Raw genomic sequence first — 17,541 nt, 5'->3', positions numbered from 1 at the left:
ATAGTTCCTTTAGCCAGGTCAAACCTCCGAATTAGGCGTCAATCCGCTCGCGATCTATCTCATAGGCGTGATCCACAATGAACTCTCGCCGGGGCGCCACCACGGCCCCCATCAGCAGTTCAAAGACATCTTCCGCCTGGCGCAGGGCCTCCTCGTCGGCCAGCGTGATCCGCCGGAGCGAACGGGTTCGCGGATCCATCGTGGTCTCCGCCAGCTGCTCGGCATCCATTTCCCCCAGGCCTTTGTATCGCTGAATCGGCTCCTTGTAAGACTTCCCCCGGCGCTTCAATTTGGTCAGCTCGTCGTGCAGCTCGGCCTCGCTGTAGGTGTAAATGTAGTCCTTCTTTCCACGCGCACTGACCTCAATTCGATGCAGCGGAGGCACAGCCGCATAGACCTGGCCGGCCTCCACCAACGGGCGCATGTACCGGAAGAACAGGGTCAGCAGTAGGGTCCGAATGTGGGCCCCATCCACGTCGGCATCCGTCATCAGGATCACCTTGCCGTAGCGGGCCTGAGACAAATCGAAGGTCCGCCCGGAACCCGCCCCAATCACCTGAATGATGTTGGCGCACTCGGCATTGGACAGCATGTCGGCGGTGGAGGCGCGCTGGGTGTTCAAGATCTTCCCGCGGATTGGGAACAGCGCCTGGAACTCGCTGGAACGAGCCGCCTTCGCGGTCCCGAGCGCAGAGTCCCCCTCCACGATGAACAGTTCGGACCGGGCCACCTCGTTTGACCGGCAGTCGGCCAGCTTGGCGGGTAGCGTCGACGTCTCCAGGGCGGTCTTTCGCCGCGAAATCTCCTTGTGGATTCGAGCGGAGACGCGGGACTTCATCTCGCCGACGATCTTCTCCAGGACGACGGTCGCCTCCTGTTTGTCGCCCCGTTTGGTCGAGGTGAGCTTCTGCTCAACCGCGTCCTCCACCGTCTTTAGGACGATGTTCTTCACCGCGGGCGTCCCCAGGATCTCCTTGGTCTGCCCCTCAAACTGCGGCTCGGCAATCCGGACTGTCACCACCGCGCTTAGACCAGCAAGGACGTCGTCTTTCTCGACTCGGCCGTCCTTGCCGGTCACCTTCAGTTTCCGCGCCTGCTTTTCCACCTGCTTGCGCACGGCCCGAAGCAGCCCCTGCTCGAAGCCCTGCAGGTGGGTACCGCCCTTGGGAGTGGCGATAATGTTCACGAACGAGCGGACCGTGGTGTCGTAGCCAATTCCCCAGCGCAGCGCGCACTCAACCTCGCAGGTGCGCTCCACTTCCACCGGGCGCAGGTGACCGTCTTCACCCAGCTGCTGGACCACCTCCTGATAGGTACCGGTCCCCTCAATCTTCCAGGTCTCACAGACGGCCCGATCGGGTGCCAAGAAGTCGACGAAGTCGGTCACGCCCCCACGGAAGTGGAAGGTCTCCTCCCGCGCTTCGTCTTCGCGCAGATCCCGCACGATGATGGTCAGCCCGGGGACCAGGAATGCGGTCTGGCGGGCCCGGTCGATCAACCCTTCCCAAGAGAACGTCTCGCTGGAAGGAAAGATCTGGAAGTCGTGCCAAAACCTAACCCGGGTACCGGTAACGCCCCGCTTGGCCTTGCCGATTACCGGAGTGTCCTGCGCCGCCTCGAACGGTTGGAACGGTGAGTTGGGGGTGCGGCCCTTGGCATCGTCAAAGGTGCCCGGCTCTCCCCGGCGAAAAGACATGCCGTAGGTTTTGCCGGCCCGGTCCACCTCGACGTCCAGCCGAGCGGACAGAGCGTTAACCACGGAGGCACCCACCCCGTGGAGGCCGCCAGAAGCGGCGTAGTTGCCGTTGCCGAACTTGCCACCCGCATGCAGCTTGGTGAAGACAACCTCCACCCCGGACAGGTCGATCCCGGGGACGCGGTCAACCGGGATCCCCCGCCCGTTATCGGTAACCGAAACAGAATGGTCCGGGTGCAGGGTCACCTCGATCGTGTCGCAGTGGCCCTCAAGCGCCTCGTCCACCGCGTTGTCGATGATTTCCCAGACGCAGTGCATCAGTCCGCGTCGATCGGTGGACCCAATGTACATTCCCGGCCGCTTGCGGACCGCTTCCAGGCCCTCCAGGACCGAGAGGTGGCGGGCCGTGTACTCGCTAGAATTACTCACCTGAACATCCTACTCGGGTGATTGTGCCATCGGCGAAAGGACTCGGCAGCTTCGCCAACAGGTGATTTGATAGAGACATGAACCAAACAATTAGTCGCTCAACCCTGGAACGCAGAGAGCTGACCGCCCTGGACCGCTGCGATGCCTGCGGTGCCCGCGCCTGGGTCCGGGCTGTCCTCGGTGAGACCGAGCTGCTGTTTTGCGCCCACCACGGCACCAAGAACCTGGGAGCCCTGGCAGAAGCCGCGGACTACCTGCAAGACGACCGGCATCTGCTGGACTAGCAACTAACTTTACCTAGCAAGACACTCCCCGCCTGCCGCGCCGAAAATTCGGCCGCAGACCCGGGGAGTGTCTTGTTTTGTCTTTCGGGGGCCCCTGCTGCTAGTCCAGGTAGTCCCGCAGAACTTGGGACCGACTGGGGTGGCGCAGCTTTGACATGGTCTTGGACTCGATCTGGCGAATGCGTTCCCGAGTGACCCCGTAAACCTTACCGATCTCATCGAGGGTCTTCGGCTGTCCATCACCCAGACCGAACCGCATGGAAACCACCCCGGCCTCACGCTCAGACAGCGTGTCCAACACCTGGTGCAGTTGCTCCTGCAGCAGGGTGAAGGAAACGGCGTCGGCGGGGACGACCGCTTCGGAATCCTCGATCAGGTCGCCGAACTCGGAGTCGCCGTCTTCGCCCAGCGGCGTGTGCAGCGAGATGGGCTCGCGGCCATACTTTTGGACCTCGACCACCTTCTCCGGCGTCATTTGCAGCTCGGCCGCCAACTCTTCGGGGGTGGGTTCACGGCCCAGATCCTGCATCATCTGCCGCTGAACCCGAGCCAGCTTGTTGATGACCTCGACCATGTGCACCGGGATCCGGATGGTCCGCGCCTGATCGGCCATCGCCCGGGTGATGGCCTGGCGAATCCACCAGGTGGCGTAGGTCGAGAACTTGTAGCCCTTGGTGTAGTCAAACTTCTCCACCGCGCGGATCAGGCCCAAGTTGCCCTCTTGGATCAGGTCCAGGAACTGCATTCCGCGTCCGGTGTAGCGCTTGGCCAGGGACACCACTAGCCGCAGGTTCGCCTCTAGCAGGTGGTTCTTGGCGTTCTGCCCGTCAGCCGAAAGCAGGTTCAGTTCGCGGCGCATCCGGGAGGACATCTGGTCGCCCTCTTCCTTCAGCTTGTAGTCCGCGTACAGGCCGGCTTCGATCCGGCGGGCCAGATCCACTTCCTGCTCCGCGTTCAGCAGGGGTACCTTGCCGATTTGCTTCAGGTAGTCCTTGACCGGGTCGGCGGTGGCGCCGGCGACGGTCACCTGCTGGACCGGTTCATCCTGATCGTCCGAGTCGGAGACAACAAAGCCTCGCTTGCGCCGGACCTCTTCAACGGAACGCTCTTCGGGAGCTTCCTCTTCCTCGTCGTCCGCAGCCGGTTCCGCGTCTTCGTCTTCTTCCGCCTCGTCCTCGATTGGCTCGATTTCGACTTCTTGCGTCAGTTCCTCTTCGGGGACGTCAGTCGCTTCCTCGTTGTCTTCTTCCACCTCGACCACGGGCTCGACCTTCTTCTTGACCGGCTTCTTGGCGGTCGCCTTGGTGGTCGCCTTGGCAGTGGTCTTGGCGGGCGCCTTCTTGGCCGCAGCCTTCTTGGGGGTCCGAGACTTTGAACTCTTCGATGCCGCACTTGCGGTAGACTTTGGTGACTTTGATGCAGACACAAATGAGCCTTTCTCGACGTAATGGGCACAGGCCTGCAAACAATTATAATAGCATCTACCCGGAACCGGCGAAAGGGGCTGGACCCGGTAGACTGTCCTCATGACTAGCGCCGCTCCACGTCTCGATGCCACAATCGCCCAGATTTCAAGCAAAATCGACCGGACAGTTCGGCGCAGTTTCCTCACTTTTGCCACCCGCTGTTCCCTGCCCGAGGTGGGGTTATTCACCTCCACCCTGCTAAGTTCAGCTGAGAGCGGAAAACGGTTTCGGGCCTTGAGCAGCGTCCTGGGTGCGGCCACCTGGTTGGCACGCACAGATGACGCCGCCCCGGAGGAGCTACTGCTGCGGGCAGCGACCGAGTCAAACCTAGCTCTGGGAGCCGCCCTCGAGTTCTACCAGGCCGCCGCCCTAGTGCACGACGACATCGTGGATCGGGCTGAGGAGCGCCGCGGCAAGCCCGCCACCCACCGCGCGTTCGCCGCCACGGAGGGGTCGGACCACTTTGGAGTTTCGGCCGGGATCCTGGGCGGAGATTTCCTCCTGTCGGCCGCCGAGATGGCGCTCGACGAGGCGGCCTCCCCCACCCGGCAACCGGAGCTGCGCCAACGTTTTCATCAGATGACCGGCGAGGTGGCCTACGGTCAATTCCTGGACCTCCAGGCGTCCTTTGCCCCCCTCGGGGAACTAGAACTGATTCGCCAGGTAATTCGGCTAAAGTCGGCCCGCTACTCGGTCGCCCACCCGGTCGCGCTCGGAGCGCTCCAAGCCGGGGCGGATCCGGAATGGGCCCACACCCTGGAGCAGGTTTTTGAGCCGGCTGGAGTTGCTTTCCAACTGCGCGACGACCACCTGGGCGTGCTCGGTGAGCCGACACAAACGGGGAAGCCGGCCGGCGGGGACATCGTGGAACGGAAGCGGACCGTCCTGTTGGCGCTGACCGTCCAGCATGCCCCTTCGGCACAGCGCCGACAGCTGGAAGAGATTTACCGGCAGGAGCCCGGGCCCGAACAGGTGGCACAGGCGCGGGACCTAATTGAGACTTACGGCGTGGGACCGCACGAGGAGTACTTGGCCCGCGAGCTGGACCTGGCTCACCACCGACTGGCGGAAGCCAAGCTGCCGGGGCCCGCCCAGGAGCTGTGCCTGGCGTTTATCCGACTGCTGGTTGAGCGGGACCGCTAGAGCGCGGACGCGATCCGGTTTACCTGGTGGTGGCGGCCCTCCCTGAGGGCCGCGATCGGCGTGGTGCCCAGTTCCTCATCCGGGGTCCACAGCCACTCGGCGATTTCCTCCGCGGAAAACTCGCTGTCGCGCAGAAGAGTAATGGTTCCCCGCAGGTTCTCCAACGGCTGATGCGTGGCCGAGTCGACCGGCTCTGGTAGCTCCTCTAGCAGTCCGGCCGGAACGTAGGCGCGATCGTCACGCTGAATGATCACCAGTCGGTTCTCTCGCGAGTACTGGTTTACCCGGGTCCGATAGGCGCCGAGCAGGTCTGCCGCTTCCTGCGTGGTCAGCAGGTCACCGATGAGTTCGTCTACGTACATGAACCCAATCTTAGCCGAGGGCCAGGTCAGCCTCGCCCAACAGCGCCGGGGGCTCCGTCTCAATCGGAGCTTCGGTCCCGATTCGCTCACGCACTAGCTCGGCCACCTGGAAGGCAATTTCCAGCGACTGCTGGTGGTTAAGGCGCGGATCCACCAGGGTTTCGTACCGACGAAGCAGAGCCAAGTCGTCAATCCCCTCGGCTCCGCCGATGACCTCGGTCACATCGTCGCCCGTCAACTCCACGTGGATCCCGCCTGGAACCGAGCCCATCTCCTCGTGCACCGCAAAGAAGCCGGCCACCTCGCGCATAATCGTGTCGAAGTCACGGGTTTTGTAGCCGTGCGCAGTGGAAATAGTGTTCCCGTGCATCGGGTCGGACAGCCAGGTGACCGGGCGCCCGTCGGCCTGGGCCGCCTCGATCAGCGGCGGCAGCGTCTGGCGAATGTGCTGCGCCCCCATCCTGGTCATGAAGGTGAGACGACCGGGTTCACCGTCGGGGTTCAGCCGGTCCATCAGGCCCTTAATGTCTTCCTTGGTGGTGCTGGGACCCAGCTTGACCCCGATCGGATTTCGGACCTTCGAGAGCATCTCCACGTGGGCCTCATCGACGGCCCGGGTCCGCTCCCCAATCCAGAGGAAGTGCCCGGAGGTGTCATACAGGTTCCCGGTGCGCGAATCCACCCGGGTCATCGCTGCCTCGTAGTCCAGCAGCAACGCCTCGTGAGCAGAGAACAGATCAACTTCTCGGAGTGAGTTGAAATCTGCTCCCGCCGCGGCCATGAACCGCACCGCCCGGTTAATCTCCTCGGCCAGGTCCTCGTAGCGGGCGTACACCGGGTTCGAGGTGAAGCCCTTGTTCCACTCGTGCACGCGACGCAAGTCGGCATACCCGCCCTTGGTGAAAGCGCGAATCAGGTTCAGCGAGGCGGCGGACATATGGTACATCTCCAGCAGGCGACCCGGGTCGTGCTGGCGTGCCTCCGGGGTGAACTCGAAGCCATTGACCGCATCCCCAAGGTACGACGGCAAGGTAACCCCGTCGTGAGTTTCGGTGGGGGACGAACGCGGCTTCGCGTACTGACCGGCGATCCGGCCGATCTTCACGACCGGTTTCGAGCTGCCGTAGGTAAGAACCACGGCCATCTGCAGCAGGGTTTGCACCTTCAGGCGCAGCCGGGCAGCGGTGGATTCGGCGAAGGTTTCCGCGCAGTCGCCCCCGATCAGGACCAGGGCTTCACCCCGCCCTGCTCGCCCCATCTGATCTTTCAGGTCGTCGACCTCGCCGGCAAAGACCAGCGGAGGTCTTTGCCGCAGTTCCTCGCTCACCTGGCGCAAACGTTCGGCATCGAGGTACTGCGGCTGATGCCGAGCAGGCAAACCACGCCATGTCTCCCAAGGAATCACGCGGCAAAGACCTCTCTTTCTAGTTCTGGGTGGGTTGCCCGATGCGGGCCAGCAGCGGAGCGAACCATTCGACGTTGACGTTGAACGGCTTCCCACCGGCAATCCGGGGGAACTCGATCGCGCGCAGCTGGTCGCCGCGCTCCTCGTCGTGGCCGATGACGCCGGACTCGCCGCGCAGCGCGCATTCGACAGCCAGGTCCACCATCGACTGGATCAGGCGCAGATCGTAGGCGTTCGCGCGGGCAGAGCGAGAGAAGTAGCCCGACTTCTGGACCATCACCTTTTCGGCCCCCAGGCGCTCGGCGAACTGCTTGGCAAACCACTGGCCCGGGTTGATGTCGTCGAGGCGGACGTGGCCAAACGGGTCGCGCGCCACCTCTTCGCCGCGGGCTTCCATCTCGGCAATGATCTCCGGGACGCCGGCGCCTTCGGACAGGAAGATGTTCACGTTGCCCAGCTCATCCATCACGGACAGGAGGCGCTTGGCTTCCTGGTCGATGTCGATGTGCATTTCGGGCAGGTACAGGGCGTGGGGCGACCAGCGCTCGGCGGTCAGGCCCAGGGCCGGGGCCCACTCTTGCTCATCCACCCACTTGACGTACTTGCGGGTGGTCTCCGCGGCCAGCCAGCCGCAGTTACGACCCATGATTTCGTGGATGATCAGCATCCGCGGGCCCGAGCGGTGCTCACCAATGATGTTCTGCGCGAACAGCGAACCCTGCTCAGCGGCCGTGTCAGCACCGAGGGACTGCCGAATCGGGATCACGTCGTTGTCGATCGTCTTGGGCAGGCCCACCACGGTCAACTCGTAGTTGTGCTCGTGCAGGTAGGCGGCCAGGTCGGCCGCGGTGGTGTTGGTATCGTCCCCGCCGATGGTGTGGAGCACGTCGACTCCGTCGGTCCGGAGCTGCTCGGCTGCGACGGCGAGCGGGTTTTCGCCCTCGGCCACCAGGCCCCGCTTGACCAGGTCCTTGGCATTGGTGAGCTTCACGCGAGAGTTGCCGATCGGCGAGCCGCCGAACTTGTCCAGAATGCCGGCCTGAGCCCGCCCCTCCTCGTCCACCCGGACGAAGTTCCCGGTCAGCAGGCCGTGGTAGCCGTGCTGGTAGGCGATCACCTCAATGGTGGGGTCAAGGTCGTTGTATCGCTGAATCAGTCCACCCACTGCCGCGGAGAGGCAGGGGGCAAAACCCCCGGCGGTCAACAGTGCTACGCGCCGAACACTCATAACGGAGCCTTTCTTCGTTCCATCATTTATCCGCGGACGGGTGCCCGCAAGCTGAATATAGATCACCGCGACTCGTGGGAGCCGAGACGTTCATCCTTCTTTTTTAGCCGAATTCGGCACCGGGCCGTCAAACTTGCCATCTGCTGCCAGGGCGGCCTTCACGTCGGCCGCGTAGGCATCGACATACTCCTGCCCGGACAGCAGCATCAGGTTGTACATGATTTCGTCGGTGATCGCCCGCAGAACATAGCGGTCCTTGGCCAGGGGACGGTACCGGGAGAAGTCCAGCGGCTCGCCAATGATCATCCCAATGTTGGTCCGGGAGGGGATCTTCTGGCCAATCGGCTGGGCGGCGTGCGTGCCGATCATGGCCACCGGCAGCACCGGCGCACCGGATTCCAGGGCCAGCCGCGCCACCCCGGTCTTACCCCGATAGAGGCGACCGTCCGGGCTGCGTGTCCCCTCCGGGTAAATGCCAAACAGCTCGCCTTTGGCCAACCGATCCAACCCCGCCTTCATGGCGGCCTGGGAGGCCTTGCCCCCGCCGCGGTCGACCGGGATGGTCCCGACAGCTTTCATAAAGTTCTTGGTCGCCCAGCCCTTGATTCCCGTGCCTGTGAAGTAGTCGGCTTTGCCCATGAAGACCAGCTCACGTTGAATCATCGCGGGCAGGAAAATCGAGTCCCAAACGGCATTGTGATTGGAAGCCAGAATCGCCGGCCCCTCGGCGGGAATGTTCTCCGCCCCTCGAATCCACGGGTGGTAGACCGCACGAAGGATCGGTCCACCCGCACTCTTCAAGACATTGTAGACACCCACTGGGCCTCCTAGTTCCTATCCCTCCCACTTATACTAGGCTACTTCGGCCAGCGGGAGACGCGGGACTCTATAATGTAAGCAGCTTGTTCCTTCGACGTTGGGAAGTAAACATGGTCACCGCCATCGTGATGATTAACTGCGACATCAACCTGATTCCGGAAGCTGCCGGGCAGATCGCCGGAATTGACGGTGTCAGCAAAGTCTATTCCGTCACCGGCGATGTCGATCTGATTGCGGTCCTGGCCCTCCCCCAGTACGACGACCTGGCCGGTGTTGTCACCGAGTCGATCGCCAAGGTACCGGGCGTCCGGTCGATGCACACGCACCTGGCGTTTCGCACCTACTCGGCCGAAGAACTAGAGCAGGCCTTTCACCTGGGTCTCGACTGAGCGCTAGCCGCGCGACGCCGCCACCCACCGGTCCAACAGGTTGAGCGCCGCCCCGGAGGACAACACCTCCTGCGCCTGGCTCAGAGCCGAGCCAAGCTGCTCAACAGCGTTCCCGGTCAGCGGACTGTCGATCCCCCGCGCCGCCACGATTCCGGCAGCCGCATTCAGGGCCACCGCATCGGCAGCCGGGCTGCTCTCCCCCGCCAGAATCTCACGCGCAACCTTCGCGTTGTGCTCCGGGCTCCCACCGCGCAGATCTGACAGCCCGGCCCGGGGCAACCCAAACTCAGCCGCCGGGTCAAACACTTCTTCCTGAACCTGGTTGCCCACCGTCCGCCACACCTGCACCGGCTCGGTGGTGGTGATTTCGTCCAGCCCTCGCACGGCCCCGCGGAACACCCACGCCGAAGTACCGCGCCGGGCGAACACTCCGGCCACCAGGGGGGCAATTGTTTCCTTCGCGACTCCGATCGCGCTGGCCTGCGGCCGGGCCGGATTGGTCAGCGGCCCCAGGACATTGAACACGGTTGGGAAACCCAGTTCGCGTCGAGTCGCGGCCGCGTAGCGCATGGACGGGTGGAAGTTATTGGCAAACAGGAAAGCGATTCCGACCCGGTCAAAGACGTCCACGATCTGCTCAGGGTCCAGTTGCAGGTTCACCCCGAGCGCTTCCAGCACGTCGGCAGAGCCGGAGGCCGAGGTCGACGCCCGGTTGCCGTGCTTGACCACCGGATAGCCGGCCGCCGCCACCACGATTGCCGCCATAGTGGAGATGTTGACGGTGTGGGCCTGGTCGCCGCCGGTGCCAACGATGTCGACTGCGGCCCGCGGCAGGCCGATCCGGCGGGCATTGTCGCGCATGGCATCGGCCAGCCCGTGCAGTTCGTCGGTCGCGGGACCGCGCATGGCCAGCAGGGACAGGAGGCTAGCCAGGCGAATCTCGCCCAGTTCACCCGCCATAATCTGATCCATCAGCCGGTAGGCCGACTGGTAGTCGAGTTCGGCGCCGGCCACCAGGTCGCCGGCTAGTTCACTCCACTGGTTCATCTGGCTGAACGCAGGGCGGTGCTGACGCGCTGCTGCAGGTCGAGCGGATCGAGCGGAGCCGTCACCACCTCGGCAGCTCCGGCCCACTCGGCCAGCCAAGCGTCCTGCGGGCGGGCGGTCAGGATCACGATCGGCGGGACGTCGTCGAAGCGGTCGCGAATCTCGCGGGCAACGGACATGCCCCCGCTCTTCTGCGTTTCCCCGTCGAGAATCAACAGCGCCGGTGAGTGCTGCTTCAACCCATCGACCGCCCCCCAGGGAGTGGCAGCCTCATGCCATTTCACAGTTGGCAGATCCTTGGCGGGTCGAAGGCCGACCCCCTCAATAACTTGCTGACGAGTTGCAGCGTCGTCACTGTAAACCAGGATGTTGATGGCGTCTTCACTCACTTCAATATCTCCTCGTAAAAGAGTGCTGGTTCCCTCAGTATAGTCTCAGCGCGAGGGGTGAGCGGCCAGCACATCCACCAGGGTGAATGAGGCCGGATTCGCCTGATCGGCCGAAGGGGTGATGATCAGGATCCGAGAGCCGACTCGTTCGCCCACCAGGATTGACCCCGGGTTCACGGTTTGGATCCCGTCCTCCCAGGTGTGAGCGCGCTCAGAGCTTCCCCAGTACCCGACAATCGCGTAGTACTCGACCGAATCGGCGTCGGTAATCACCGGTCCCGTTCCCTGGGCCAGTACAATGGTCTCGGCCTTTTCCGGCATGGGAGACTTGTCGGCGAAAATGACTTCCGGCTCGGTTCCCAGGTCTCCCTGCACGCTGATCCCCACCGGCAGCTGCGCGTTGGTATTCTCAGCATCCTTCAGCGCGTCGGTGTTGACCGGCACGGTGTCGAGAATCTCGACGTAGAAGACGAGGGTGGAGTTAGCTGGAATCTGACCGTTCGCCTGTTTGCCGTAGCCGTACTCGGGTGGGATTACCAGCATCACCTGATCCCCCACGCGGGTCTGGTTCAGACCCCACTTCCACCCTTTGATTACCTGGTTCAGAGAGAACGAGATTGGGGTGGACTTGCCGTCGGACTTGTAGGAGGAGTCAAACTGCTTCCCGTCCCACAGGAACCCGGCATAGTTGACGGTGATGAAGTCGTCGGGGCCAACTTTGTCCCCGTCTCCTTCTGTCAGAGTCTTCGCCGTGATGACCTTGGGCTCGCTGCTGCTGACCGGCTTCATCAGTGGACCGGAGTCTTCGGTCGGCAGGGTGATGGTGGGCAGGCTGCCGCTGGGATCGCGATCCACTTCGGGACCTTCCTCAGCGGCGGCTCCCGACTGGGCGCCCCCGTCAGACTGGGCGGATTGGGTGGGCTGGTCGGCTGATTCGGACGCAGAGTCGCCTCCCTGACCGGCGCACCCCGACAAACCGAGGGTGGCGAGCAGGCCAAGAGTAGCGATCGCGCCAGCTAGGCGTGATCGGCTCATATTTAGTGGAAGGACTCCCCACACGCGCAGGTGCCACCGGCATTGGGGTTGTCAATGGTGAATCCCTGACGCTCAATGCTGTCGGCAAAACCAATGGTGGCGCCGGACAGGTAGGGAACGCTCATCCGGTCCACCACGACCTCAACCCCACCGAACTCGCGAACAGCGTCGCCGTCCAGCAGGCGCTCGTCGAAGTACAGCTGGTAGATCAGGCCCGAGCAGCCACCGGGCTGAACCGCGACGCGCAGACGCAGATCGTCCCGTCCTTCCTGCTCAAGCAGGCTCTGCACCTTGACGGCGGCCTCATCGGTCAAAATCACCTCGTGCGTGGGCAGTGCGGTTGTTACGTCAGACATGATTCTCCTCAAGTGTCTTAGTCAATCCTTCTTCTTACTCTACGACGCGATCTCGGTCGTGTCACCAGTAGTTCACCCAGGAGTGAAACCACTCCAGGTTTGGGCGACCCGCCGCCCGAGCTGCCCCAACCGCTCGGGGTCCCGGGCCAGGTGCAACCCCTGCAGTCCCCACTGGGCCTGCTCGTGCGGGGAAAGTGAGGACCTGAACCCAACCCCAACCACCGGGATGGCGCGTTCGGCAGCTACCTCGGCCGCATAGATCGGGATCGACTCGGCCAGGTCGGGGGAATGCCAGTGCGGTGTGGCTAGAATCACCAGGTCGGCTCGACCGATCCGGTCGGCCAGTCCCAGGTGGTCAGCCAGCAGTTGCGCGGTGGGGAAGGCACGCGCGCCCAGAGCCATCAGCCAGGCCGCCGCCCCTCCCCCGGCCCCGGAGCCCGGCCGCAGATCGACTTCGCGCGGGCGAGGATCGGCCAGGGGTAGCTGGCGGTGGGAGAGCTGGCGCAGGTGCGCGATCAGCCCGTCAGGCTCCTCAATCACCGGACGCAAGCCCAGGTGCGGATCGGTGTTTGAGGTGGCATCGGGGCCCTTCAACGGCCGAGCCGTCGAATAGGCGACGGTCAGGTCGCGCCCAACCAGGTCCTCTTCCCGGTTGACCGCCCACAGCCTCCGCCCCCAGTCATGACCGACGTCGTGGCCCATCTCCACCAGCAGGGGACCCGCCGCGGGCAGGACCACCGGGTCACCGGCATCTCGGGGCAAGCTGAGGGAGCCGGGGACAGCCTCGGTAAAGATCGGGCCGGGTCCGAACGGCAGGATCTCCACCTCCCAGTCGGTCAGGGCCTCGGCCAGCACCGCCAACCGGTCGCGGTAGTGCTCCCCCGGAGCCTCTGCCAACTGTTCCTCCCCGGCACTGAAACCGACGGCAGGTGCAAGTGACGGGCTCAGATGGCCGACCAGCAGGGCTTTCATTCGGCCAGGCTCTCCAGGAATAGGGCTTCGGCCAAAGTGGCATTCCGGAGGGTCTTCCGGGAGGCCGACTCGTTTTCCGAGTGGGCGTTGGCCTGCGGGTCCTCAACCCCGGTCACCAGCACCTGGGCGCCCGGGAAGGCAGCCTGGAAGTCGCTGATGAATGGGATCGAGCCGCCCACCCCGATCGCCACCGGGGTGGTTCCCCACGCGGAGCCGAGCGCGGCCCGAAGCTTTTCGGCCACCGGCGCGCTCAGGTCGGCCTGGTAGGACGGACCCAGTTCGCCCGGGGTGACGCTGACCCGGGCGCCGAACGGAGCCTGGGCCTGCAGATACTCGGTCAGGGCGGACAGCGATTGGCGCGGGTCGGAGCCCGGCACCGTCCTGAGGCTCAACCGGAAGGTGCACTGGGGCGCAATGGTGTTGGAAGACTCGGCAATCGGACGAACATCCATCCCGATCACAGCCAGAGCCGGCTTGGTCCAAACTCGAGCCGCCAGATCGCCGGTGCCGGCCAGCTGATACCCGTCGACCACGGAGGCATCGGCTCGGAAGTCGGACTCCTGCCACTCAACTTCGGCTCGGTCGTTACCGCCGAGGCCGGGGACGGCCACGTCACCGTTTTCGTCATGCAGGGTGGCAATCAGACGCGAAGCCAGGGTGACCGCATCCAGAATTGGACCGCCAAACATGCCCGAGTGGACGGCGTGCTCCAGCACTTCCACTTTGACGTCGCAGGAGCAGACTCCGCGCAGGGACGAGGTCAACGCCGGGACGTCCACCGTCCAGTTGTTCGAGTCGGCCACCACGATCACGTCGGCTGACAGCCGATCCCGATACTTCTCCAGGAAAGCGGTGAACGAGGGGGAACCGATTTCCTCTTCCCCCTCAATGAAGACGACCACGTTCACCGGCAGATCTTCGCCGAGGGCGCGGAGGGCGCCCACGTGCACCATGATTCCGGCGCCATCGTCGGCCGAGCCGCGCCCGTACAGTCGGTCGCCCACCTCGGTCAGTTCAAGCGGCTCGTAGGACCACCGGTCCACCTCGCCGAGCGGCTGCACGTCGTGGTGCGCGTAGAGCAGCACGGTGGGAGCGTCGGGGTTGGCGGCCGACTTCACGGCGAGGACGGCCGGTTGTCCCTCCGTCCCATCTTCGGCGGTGGCTTGGCAAAGCTCAACGTTAAACCCCAACTCGGCAAACATGTCAGCCACCGTCTGGGCGCTCTGCGCCATCTGGTCGGCGCGGGCCGGATCGGAGGAGATGGAAGGAATCTGAACCAGCCGGCGCAGGCCTTCAATCTGGGCGGGAAGGTACCGGTCAACACGGGTGCTCAAGGCTTCAAAATTCGACATATTGTCAATTTACCCCGGGCGGGCAGACGGCGCGAAAAAGACCGGGGCCGGCTCGAGCGGGGCGAACAGAGCCCGGGGCCGGGCAGACGCGGGTGATTCCGATCCAATTCTGCCTGAGAAATTGGGCCGGACCTGCCCGCTCAACTATTGTTAGGGACGTGGCTAAGAAAGATTCAGCAGACCAGACCGCTTCCGAACCCAGCGCAGAGCAGCCGGCCAAGAAGGGGCGACCTACCCGCACCCGGCGGGAGGCCGAACTGGCCAACAAGCGTCCCCTCGTGCCCAACGACCGCAAGCTGGCCAAGCAGATCGAGCGGGAAAAGCGCAACGAGGCCTACGCTCGCCAGCAACTGGCCCTCCAGACCGGCGATGAGCGCTACCTGCCCTACCGCGACAAGGGAAAGGCGCGCCGGTTTACCCGCGACTACATTGATGCCCGCTGGTCTTTCTCCGAGTTCCTGCTGCCGATGATGCTGCTGTTCCTGGTGGTTTCGCTCGGGATCGGGCTCCTTGGCTCCAACCCGGAGCTGGCCACCACGGTGATGCTGGCTGTCACCGTCGCCCTCTACTCTTTCTTCGTCTTTTCCATTGCCGAGGGCATTTGGGTTTGGCAGAAGATCAAGCGGCGGTTCAACGCCCACTACCCCAAGGAAATCATTCCGAAGGGCACCTGGTTCTACTGCTACTCACGCATGATCATGGCCCGGCGCTGGCGTTCGCCTAAGCCGCAGGCGGCCCGCGGCGAGTTCCCGGACGGGGCGCGAAAGACCAAGTAGTGCTCCTCTCGGTTGAAAACGGGAACTGGCCCGCCGACCACGCCTCGTTGCGCGCGGCCTTTACCGGGCTGAAAGACGTCCAGCTCCGCCAAAAATGGGAGACAGAGTCCGGCGTGTACCTGGCTGAGTCGCGGAGCGTAATCGAGCGCGCAGTCCAAGCCGGCCACGCACCGCTCGCGTTCCTGCTGGCTCCGCGCTGGTTGGACCAACTGGCCGACGTGCTGACCGCCACCGGCGGAGACCGGACCGGCGGGAATCTGCCCGTCTTTCTGGTGCCGGAAGATGAAACGGAACTGATCACCGGGTTCCGCGTCCACCGCGGGGCCCTGGCCCTCTTTCGCCGACCACCCTCACCCGAGGTGGACCGGTTCCTGGCCGAAGCCACCGGTCCGATTGCGATTCTGGAGGGCCTGGTCGACCACACCAATGTGGGGGCAATTTTCCGCTCGGCCGCAGCGCTGGGAATCGATCGGGTGCTGGTCACCCCCACCTGCGCCGACCCGCTGTACCGCCGCTCGGTTCGCGTGTCGATGGGAGCCGTCTTTCAGGTCCCGTGGACGCGCCTTCCCGCCTGGCCGGACCTGGATCTGCTCCACCGACACGGGTACGAGGCCTGGGCCCTGACCCCGAACGCGCCGGCCGAGTCGTTGGACGAGGTCCAGCCGGGAGGCAAGATTGCCCTCCTGCTCGGGAGCGAAGGCCCGGGTTTGACCGCCTCCACGCTCAACCAGGCGGACCGGCGCGTGGCCATCCCCCTGGATCACGAGGTGGACTCACTCAACGTGGCCACGGCCGCCGCCATCGCCTTCTGGGAGGTGCGCCGGCTCAGTCGGCCAGCAACTCCTCAATCACGGTGAGGGTTTCCTCCCACCCGCCGACCGCCCGCGTGGGCCAACCGGCCGCCTTCACCGGGTAGTCGTTGCCGCCTTCATCCAGCCGGTCACCGATAAACAGCATCCGCTCCGGGGCAATCCCGGTCTGCTCGACCAGTTTTCTCATCCCGTAAGCCTTGTCCACTCCGCGAGCGGTGATGTCCACCGAGGTCGAGCCACCTCCCCGCACCTCCAGGTCCGGCAGGGCCGGGGACAGGAGCCTGACCAGCGCTGCTTTCTTCTCTCCGGTCGGGTCCCAGGCCTTCTTGGCCGCCAGCGGCGCCTGCTGCCCGAGGGCCGAAAACGTGATCTGAGTGTGGCGGTCCTCGATGATGTCGCCCCAAGGATCGGTCTCCCACAGGCCCAGATCGTGAGCGGCCACCGTCAGGGCGGCGATTGCCCGCTGCTTCTGCTCGGGGCTGAGGGCCTCCTCGTACACCTGATCCCATCGGCCCTGCTGTCGGCGCAGATACTGGGTTCCGCAGGTGGGCATCAGGTGCAGCCGTTCCAGCAGTACTTCCTCAGCATTCAGGCCGGCCAGCAGTTGACTCTCGAACTGGGCGAAGTTTCCCCCGGAGATGACACAGACCGGCACCCGAGCCAAAAGGGAGCGCAGTGCCGTGCCCATTGAGGGCGGAAGTTCAGACTTTGAGGGGGCTAACGTGTCGTCCAAATCGAAAGCAACTAGGCGCAGATTGTCGTTCAGCATGGCTTCTAACCTACCTTTCCCCGATAATGGAAGCTCACGCCAACCGAAGTTCGATGAGGAAAGTGAGCAACACGAAATGGCAACTCCGCATATTGAGGCCGAAAACGGCGATTTTGCGCCCGCAGTGATCATGCCTGGTGACCCCAAGCGTGCCGAGCGGATCGCCCATCTGATCTTGGATGAGCCCCGCCAGGTGAACTCCGTGCGCGGCATGCTCGGCTTCACCGGGACCTACCAGGGCCAGCCGCTGTCCGTGATGGGCTCGGGGATGGGTCAGCCGTCCATCGCCATCTACGCCACCGAGCTGTTCCAGTTCTACGGGGTGGAGCGGATCATCCGGGTGGGTACCTGCGGTGGAATCAGCCCGAAGGTCTCCGTCGGTGACACGATTGTGGCGATGGGCGCCCACACCAACTCCAACTTCAACGACCACCGGATCCCGCAGGTGGCTTTCTCGGCATTGGCCTCCTACCCGCTGCTGTCCGCTGCGGTCTCGGCCGCCCCGGAAGATCTGCGGCTCCACGTGGGGGCGATTTTCTCCTCGGACGCGTTCTATCGGGTTGTCCCCGGTCAGTTGGAGGCGCTGGCCCAGTACGACGTGCTCGGGGTTGAGATGGAGACCGCCGCGCTCTACGGGATTGCTGCGGAGCTCGGGAAGCAGGCGCTGACCGTGCTCACCGTCTCCGATCACCTGTTGGATCACTCCGGCGACATGACGGCCGAGGAGCGGGAGACCAAGTTCCAGGGGGCCCTGACCTTGGCGGCAGCCGCGGCTTTGTCTTAGCACACCGACGGCCAAGGTGTCGCTTCAG

19 protein-coding genes are annotated in these 17,541 nt (G+C 64.1%); 6 read left to right on the top strand and 13 right to left on the bottom strand.

Annotated elements, in window-relative coordinates; genetic code table 11:
• Positions 1–31: 31 nt before the first annotated feature.
• On the bottom strand, positions 32–2,125 hold the full coding sequence (locus SAC06_RS05045; protein WP_350259116.1) for a DNA topoisomerase IV subunit B: 2,094 nt from the start codon (positions 2,123–2,125) through the stop codon (positions 32–34).
• A 77-nt stretch (positions 2,126–2,202) separates the two neighbouring features.
• On the opposite strand from SAC06_RS05045, the gene SAC06_RS05040 reads away from it, so the two are divergent.
• Positions 2,203–2,409, top strand: a complete 207-nt coding sequence (locus SAC06_RS05040; protein ID WP_350259115.1) for a hypothetical protein — start codon at positions 2,203–2,205, stop codon at positions 2,407–2,409.
• 100 nt (positions 2,410–2,509) lie between these two features.
• On the opposite strand, the gene SAC06_RS05035 is transcribed toward SAC06_RS05040, so the two are convergent.
• Positions 2,510–3,835: an RNA polymerase sigma factor gene (locus SAC06_RS05035; protein WP_350259114.1), complete on the bottom strand. Its 1,326-nt coding sequence runs from the start codon at positions 3,833–3,835 to the stop codon at positions 2,510–2,512.
• A 100-nt stretch (positions 3,836–3,935) separates the two neighbouring features.
• Between SAC06_RS05035 and SAC06_RS05030 the strand changes: the two genes are divergently transcribed.
• Complete coding sequence (locus SAC06_RS05030; protein ID WP_350259113.1) at positions 3,936–5,018, top strand: polyprenyl synthetase family protein; 1,083 nt, start codon at positions 3,936–3,938, stop codon at positions 5,016–5,018.
• Here SAC06_RS05030 and SAC06_RS05025 read toward each other — a convergent pair.
• The 4 genes from SAC06_RS05025 to SAC06_RS05010 form a co-directional block, all read right to left on the bottom strand.
• Positions 5,015–5,380: an Rv2175c family DNA-binding protein gene (locus SAC06_RS05025; protein WP_350259112.1), complete on the bottom strand. Its 366-nt coding sequence runs from the start codon at positions 5,378–5,380 to the stop codon at positions 5,015–5,017. The two genes, SAC06_RS05030 and SAC06_RS05025, sit on opposite strands and share 4 nt — an antisense overlap.
• A 10-nt stretch (positions 5,381–5,390) precedes the next feature.
• Positions 5,391–6,785, bottom strand: a complete 1,395-nt coding sequence (locus SAC06_RS05020; protein ID WP_350259111.1) for a class II 3-deoxy-7-phosphoheptulonate synthase — start codon at positions 6,783–6,785, stop codon at positions 5,391–5,393.
• A 19-nt stretch (positions 6,786–6,804) separates the two neighbouring features.
• Positions 6,805–8,013, bottom strand: coding sequence for a pyrophosphate--fructose-6-phosphate 1-phosphotransferase (locus SAC06_RS05015; RefSeq protein ID WP_350259110.1), 1,209 nt, complete (start codon positions 8,011–8,013; stop codon positions 6,805–6,807).
• Positions 8,014–8,103: 90 nt separating this feature from the next.
• Complete coding sequence (locus SAC06_RS05010; protein WP_350259109.1) at positions 8,104–8,832, bottom strand: lysophospholipid acyltransferase family protein; 729 nt, start codon at positions 8,830–8,832, stop codon at positions 8,104–8,106.
• Between the two features lie 110 nt (positions 8,833–8,942).
• On the opposite strand from SAC06_RS05010, the gene SAC06_RS05005 reads away from it, so the two are divergent.
• Positions 8,943–9,221, top strand: coding sequence for an Lrp/AsnC ligand binding domain-containing protein (locus tag SAC06_RS05005; protein WP_350259108.1), 279 nt, complete (start codon positions 8,943–8,945; stop codon positions 9,219–9,221).
• A gap of 3 nt (positions 9,222–9,224) precedes the next feature.
• Here the strand turns inward: SAC06_RS05005 and trpD are convergent, their stop codons facing one another.
• The 6 genes from trpD to SAC06_RS04975 all read right to left on the bottom strand — a co-directional run bounded on the left by trpD (position 9,225) and on the right by SAC06_RS04975 (position 14,372).
• Positions 9,225–10,268 carry an anthranilate phosphoribosyltransferase gene (gene trpD, locus SAC06_RS05000; RefSeq protein ID WP_350259107.1) on the bottom strand — a complete coding sequence of 348 codons (1,044 nt, stop codon included), beginning with the start codon at positions 10,266–10,268 and terminating at the stop codon, positions 9,225–9,227.
• A complete protein-coding gene (locus SAC06_RS04995) occupies positions 10,265–10,657 on the bottom strand; it encodes a hypothetical protein (protein ID WP_350259106.1) in 393 nt (130 codons plus the stop codon). The genes trpD and SAC06_RS04995 overlap by 4 nt, the downstream gene beginning before the upstream one ends.
• Positions 10,658–10,702: 45 nt before the next feature.
• Positions 10,703–11,692: an FKBP-type peptidyl-prolyl cis-trans isomerase gene (locus tag SAC06_RS04990; protein ID WP_350259105.1), complete on the bottom strand. Its 990-nt coding sequence runs from the start codon at positions 11,690–11,692 to the stop codon at positions 10,703–10,705.
• 2 nt (positions 11,693–11,694) lie between these two features.
• A complete protein-coding gene (locus SAC06_RS04985) occupies positions 11,695–12,048 on the bottom strand; it encodes an iron-sulfur cluster assembly accessory protein (RefSeq protein ID WP_350259104.1) in 354 nt (117 codons plus the stop codon).
• A gap of 72 nt (positions 12,049–12,120) precedes the next feature.
• Entirely contained in the window at positions 12,121–13,020 is a 900-nt protein-coding gene (locus SAC06_RS04980; RefSeq protein ID WP_350259103.1) for a glycerate kinase, read from the bottom strand.
• Positions 13,017–14,372, bottom strand: coding sequence for a dipeptidase (locus SAC06_RS04975; protein ID WP_350259102.1), 1,356 nt, complete (start codon positions 14,370–14,372; stop codon positions 13,017–13,019). The genes SAC06_RS04980 and SAC06_RS04975 overlap by 4 nt, the downstream gene beginning before the upstream one ends.
• A 158-nt stretch (positions 14,373–14,530) precedes the next feature.
• On the opposite strand from SAC06_RS04975, the gene SAC06_RS04970 reads away from it, so the two are divergent.
• Together SAC06_RS04970 and SAC06_RS04965 are read left to right on the top strand one after the other, a co-directional pair.
• Complete coding sequence (locus SAC06_RS04970; RefSeq protein WP_350259101.1) at positions 14,531–15,148, top strand: DUF3043 domain-containing protein; 618 nt, start codon at positions 14,531–14,533, stop codon at positions 15,146–15,148.
• Positions 15,148–16,005: an RNA methyltransferase gene (locus SAC06_RS04965; RefSeq protein WP_350259100.1), complete on the top strand. Its 858-nt coding sequence runs from the start codon at positions 15,148–15,150 to the stop codon at positions 16,003–16,005. The genes SAC06_RS04970 and SAC06_RS04965 overlap by 1 nt, the downstream gene beginning before the upstream one ends.
• On the opposite strand, the gene SAC06_RS04960 is transcribed toward SAC06_RS04965, so the two are convergent.
• A complete protein-coding gene (locus SAC06_RS04960) occupies positions 15,974–16,714 on the bottom strand; it encodes an HAD-IIB family hydrolase (protein WP_350259156.1) in 741 nt (246 codons plus the stop codon). The two genes, SAC06_RS04965 and SAC06_RS04960, sit on opposite strands and share 32 nt — an antisense overlap.
• A 91-nt stretch (positions 16,715–16,805) precedes the next feature.
• On the opposite strand from SAC06_RS04960, the gene deoD reads away from it, so the two are divergent.
• On the top strand, positions 16,806–17,513 hold the full coding sequence (gene deoD, locus SAC06_RS04955) for a purine-nucleoside phosphorylase (RefSeq protein ID WP_350259099.1): 708 nt from the start codon (positions 16,806–16,808) through the stop codon (positions 17,511–17,513).
• The last annotated feature ends 28 nt before the right edge of the window (positions 17,514–17,541 follow it).

The sequence above is a fragment of the Scrofimicrobium sp. R131 genome (assembly GCF_040256745.1).
GTDB lineage: Bacteria > Actinomycetota > Actinomycetes > Actinomycetales > Actinomycetaceae > Scrofimicrobium > Scrofimicrobium appendicitidis.
This window is presented reverse-complemented; position numbering and strand designations above follow the sequence as displayed.

Coding starts and splice junctions, on each gene's coding strand:
- SAC06_RS05040 (WP_350259115.1), top strand. CDS start 2,203: ATGAACCAAACAATTAGTCGCTCAACCCTGGAACGCAGAGAGCTGACC.
- SAC06_RS05030 (WP_350259113.1), top strand. CDS start 3,936: ATGACTAGCGCCGCTCCACGTCTCGATGCCACAATCGCCCAGATTTCA.
- SAC06_RS05025 (WP_350259112.1), bottom strand. CDS start 5,380: ATGTACGTAGACGAACTCATCGGTGACCTGCTGACCACGCAGGAAGCG.
- SAC06_RS05015 (WP_350259110.1), bottom strand. CDS start 8,013: ATGAGTGTTCGGCGCGTAGCACTGTTGACCGCCGGGGGTTTTGCCCCC.
- SAC06_RS05005 (WP_350259108.1), top strand. CDS start 8,943: ATGGTCACCGCCATCGTGATGATTAACTGCGACATCAACCTGATTCCG.
- trpD (WP_350259107.1), bottom strand. CDS start 10,268: ATGAACCAGTGGAGTGAACTAGCCGGCGACCTGGTGGCCGGCGCCGAA.
- SAC06_RS04990 (WP_350259105.1), bottom strand. CDS start 11,692: ATGAGCCGATCACGCCTAGCTGGCGCGATCGCTACTCTTGGCCTGCTC.
- SAC06_RS04985 (WP_350259104.1), bottom strand. CDS start 12,048: ATGTCTGACGTAACAACCGCACTGCCCACGCACGAGGTGATTTTGACC.
- SAC06_RS04980 (WP_350259103.1), bottom strand. CDS start 13,020: ATGAAAGCCCTGCTGGTCGGCCATCTGAGCCCGTCACTTGCACCTGCC.
- SAC06_RS04975 (WP_350259102.1), bottom strand. CDS start 14,372: ATGTCGAATTTTGAAGCCTTGAGCACCCGTGTTGACCGGTACCTTCCC.
- deoD (WP_350259099.1), top strand. CDS start 16,806: ATGGCAACTCCGCATATTGAGGCCGAAAACGGCGATTTTGCGCCCGCA.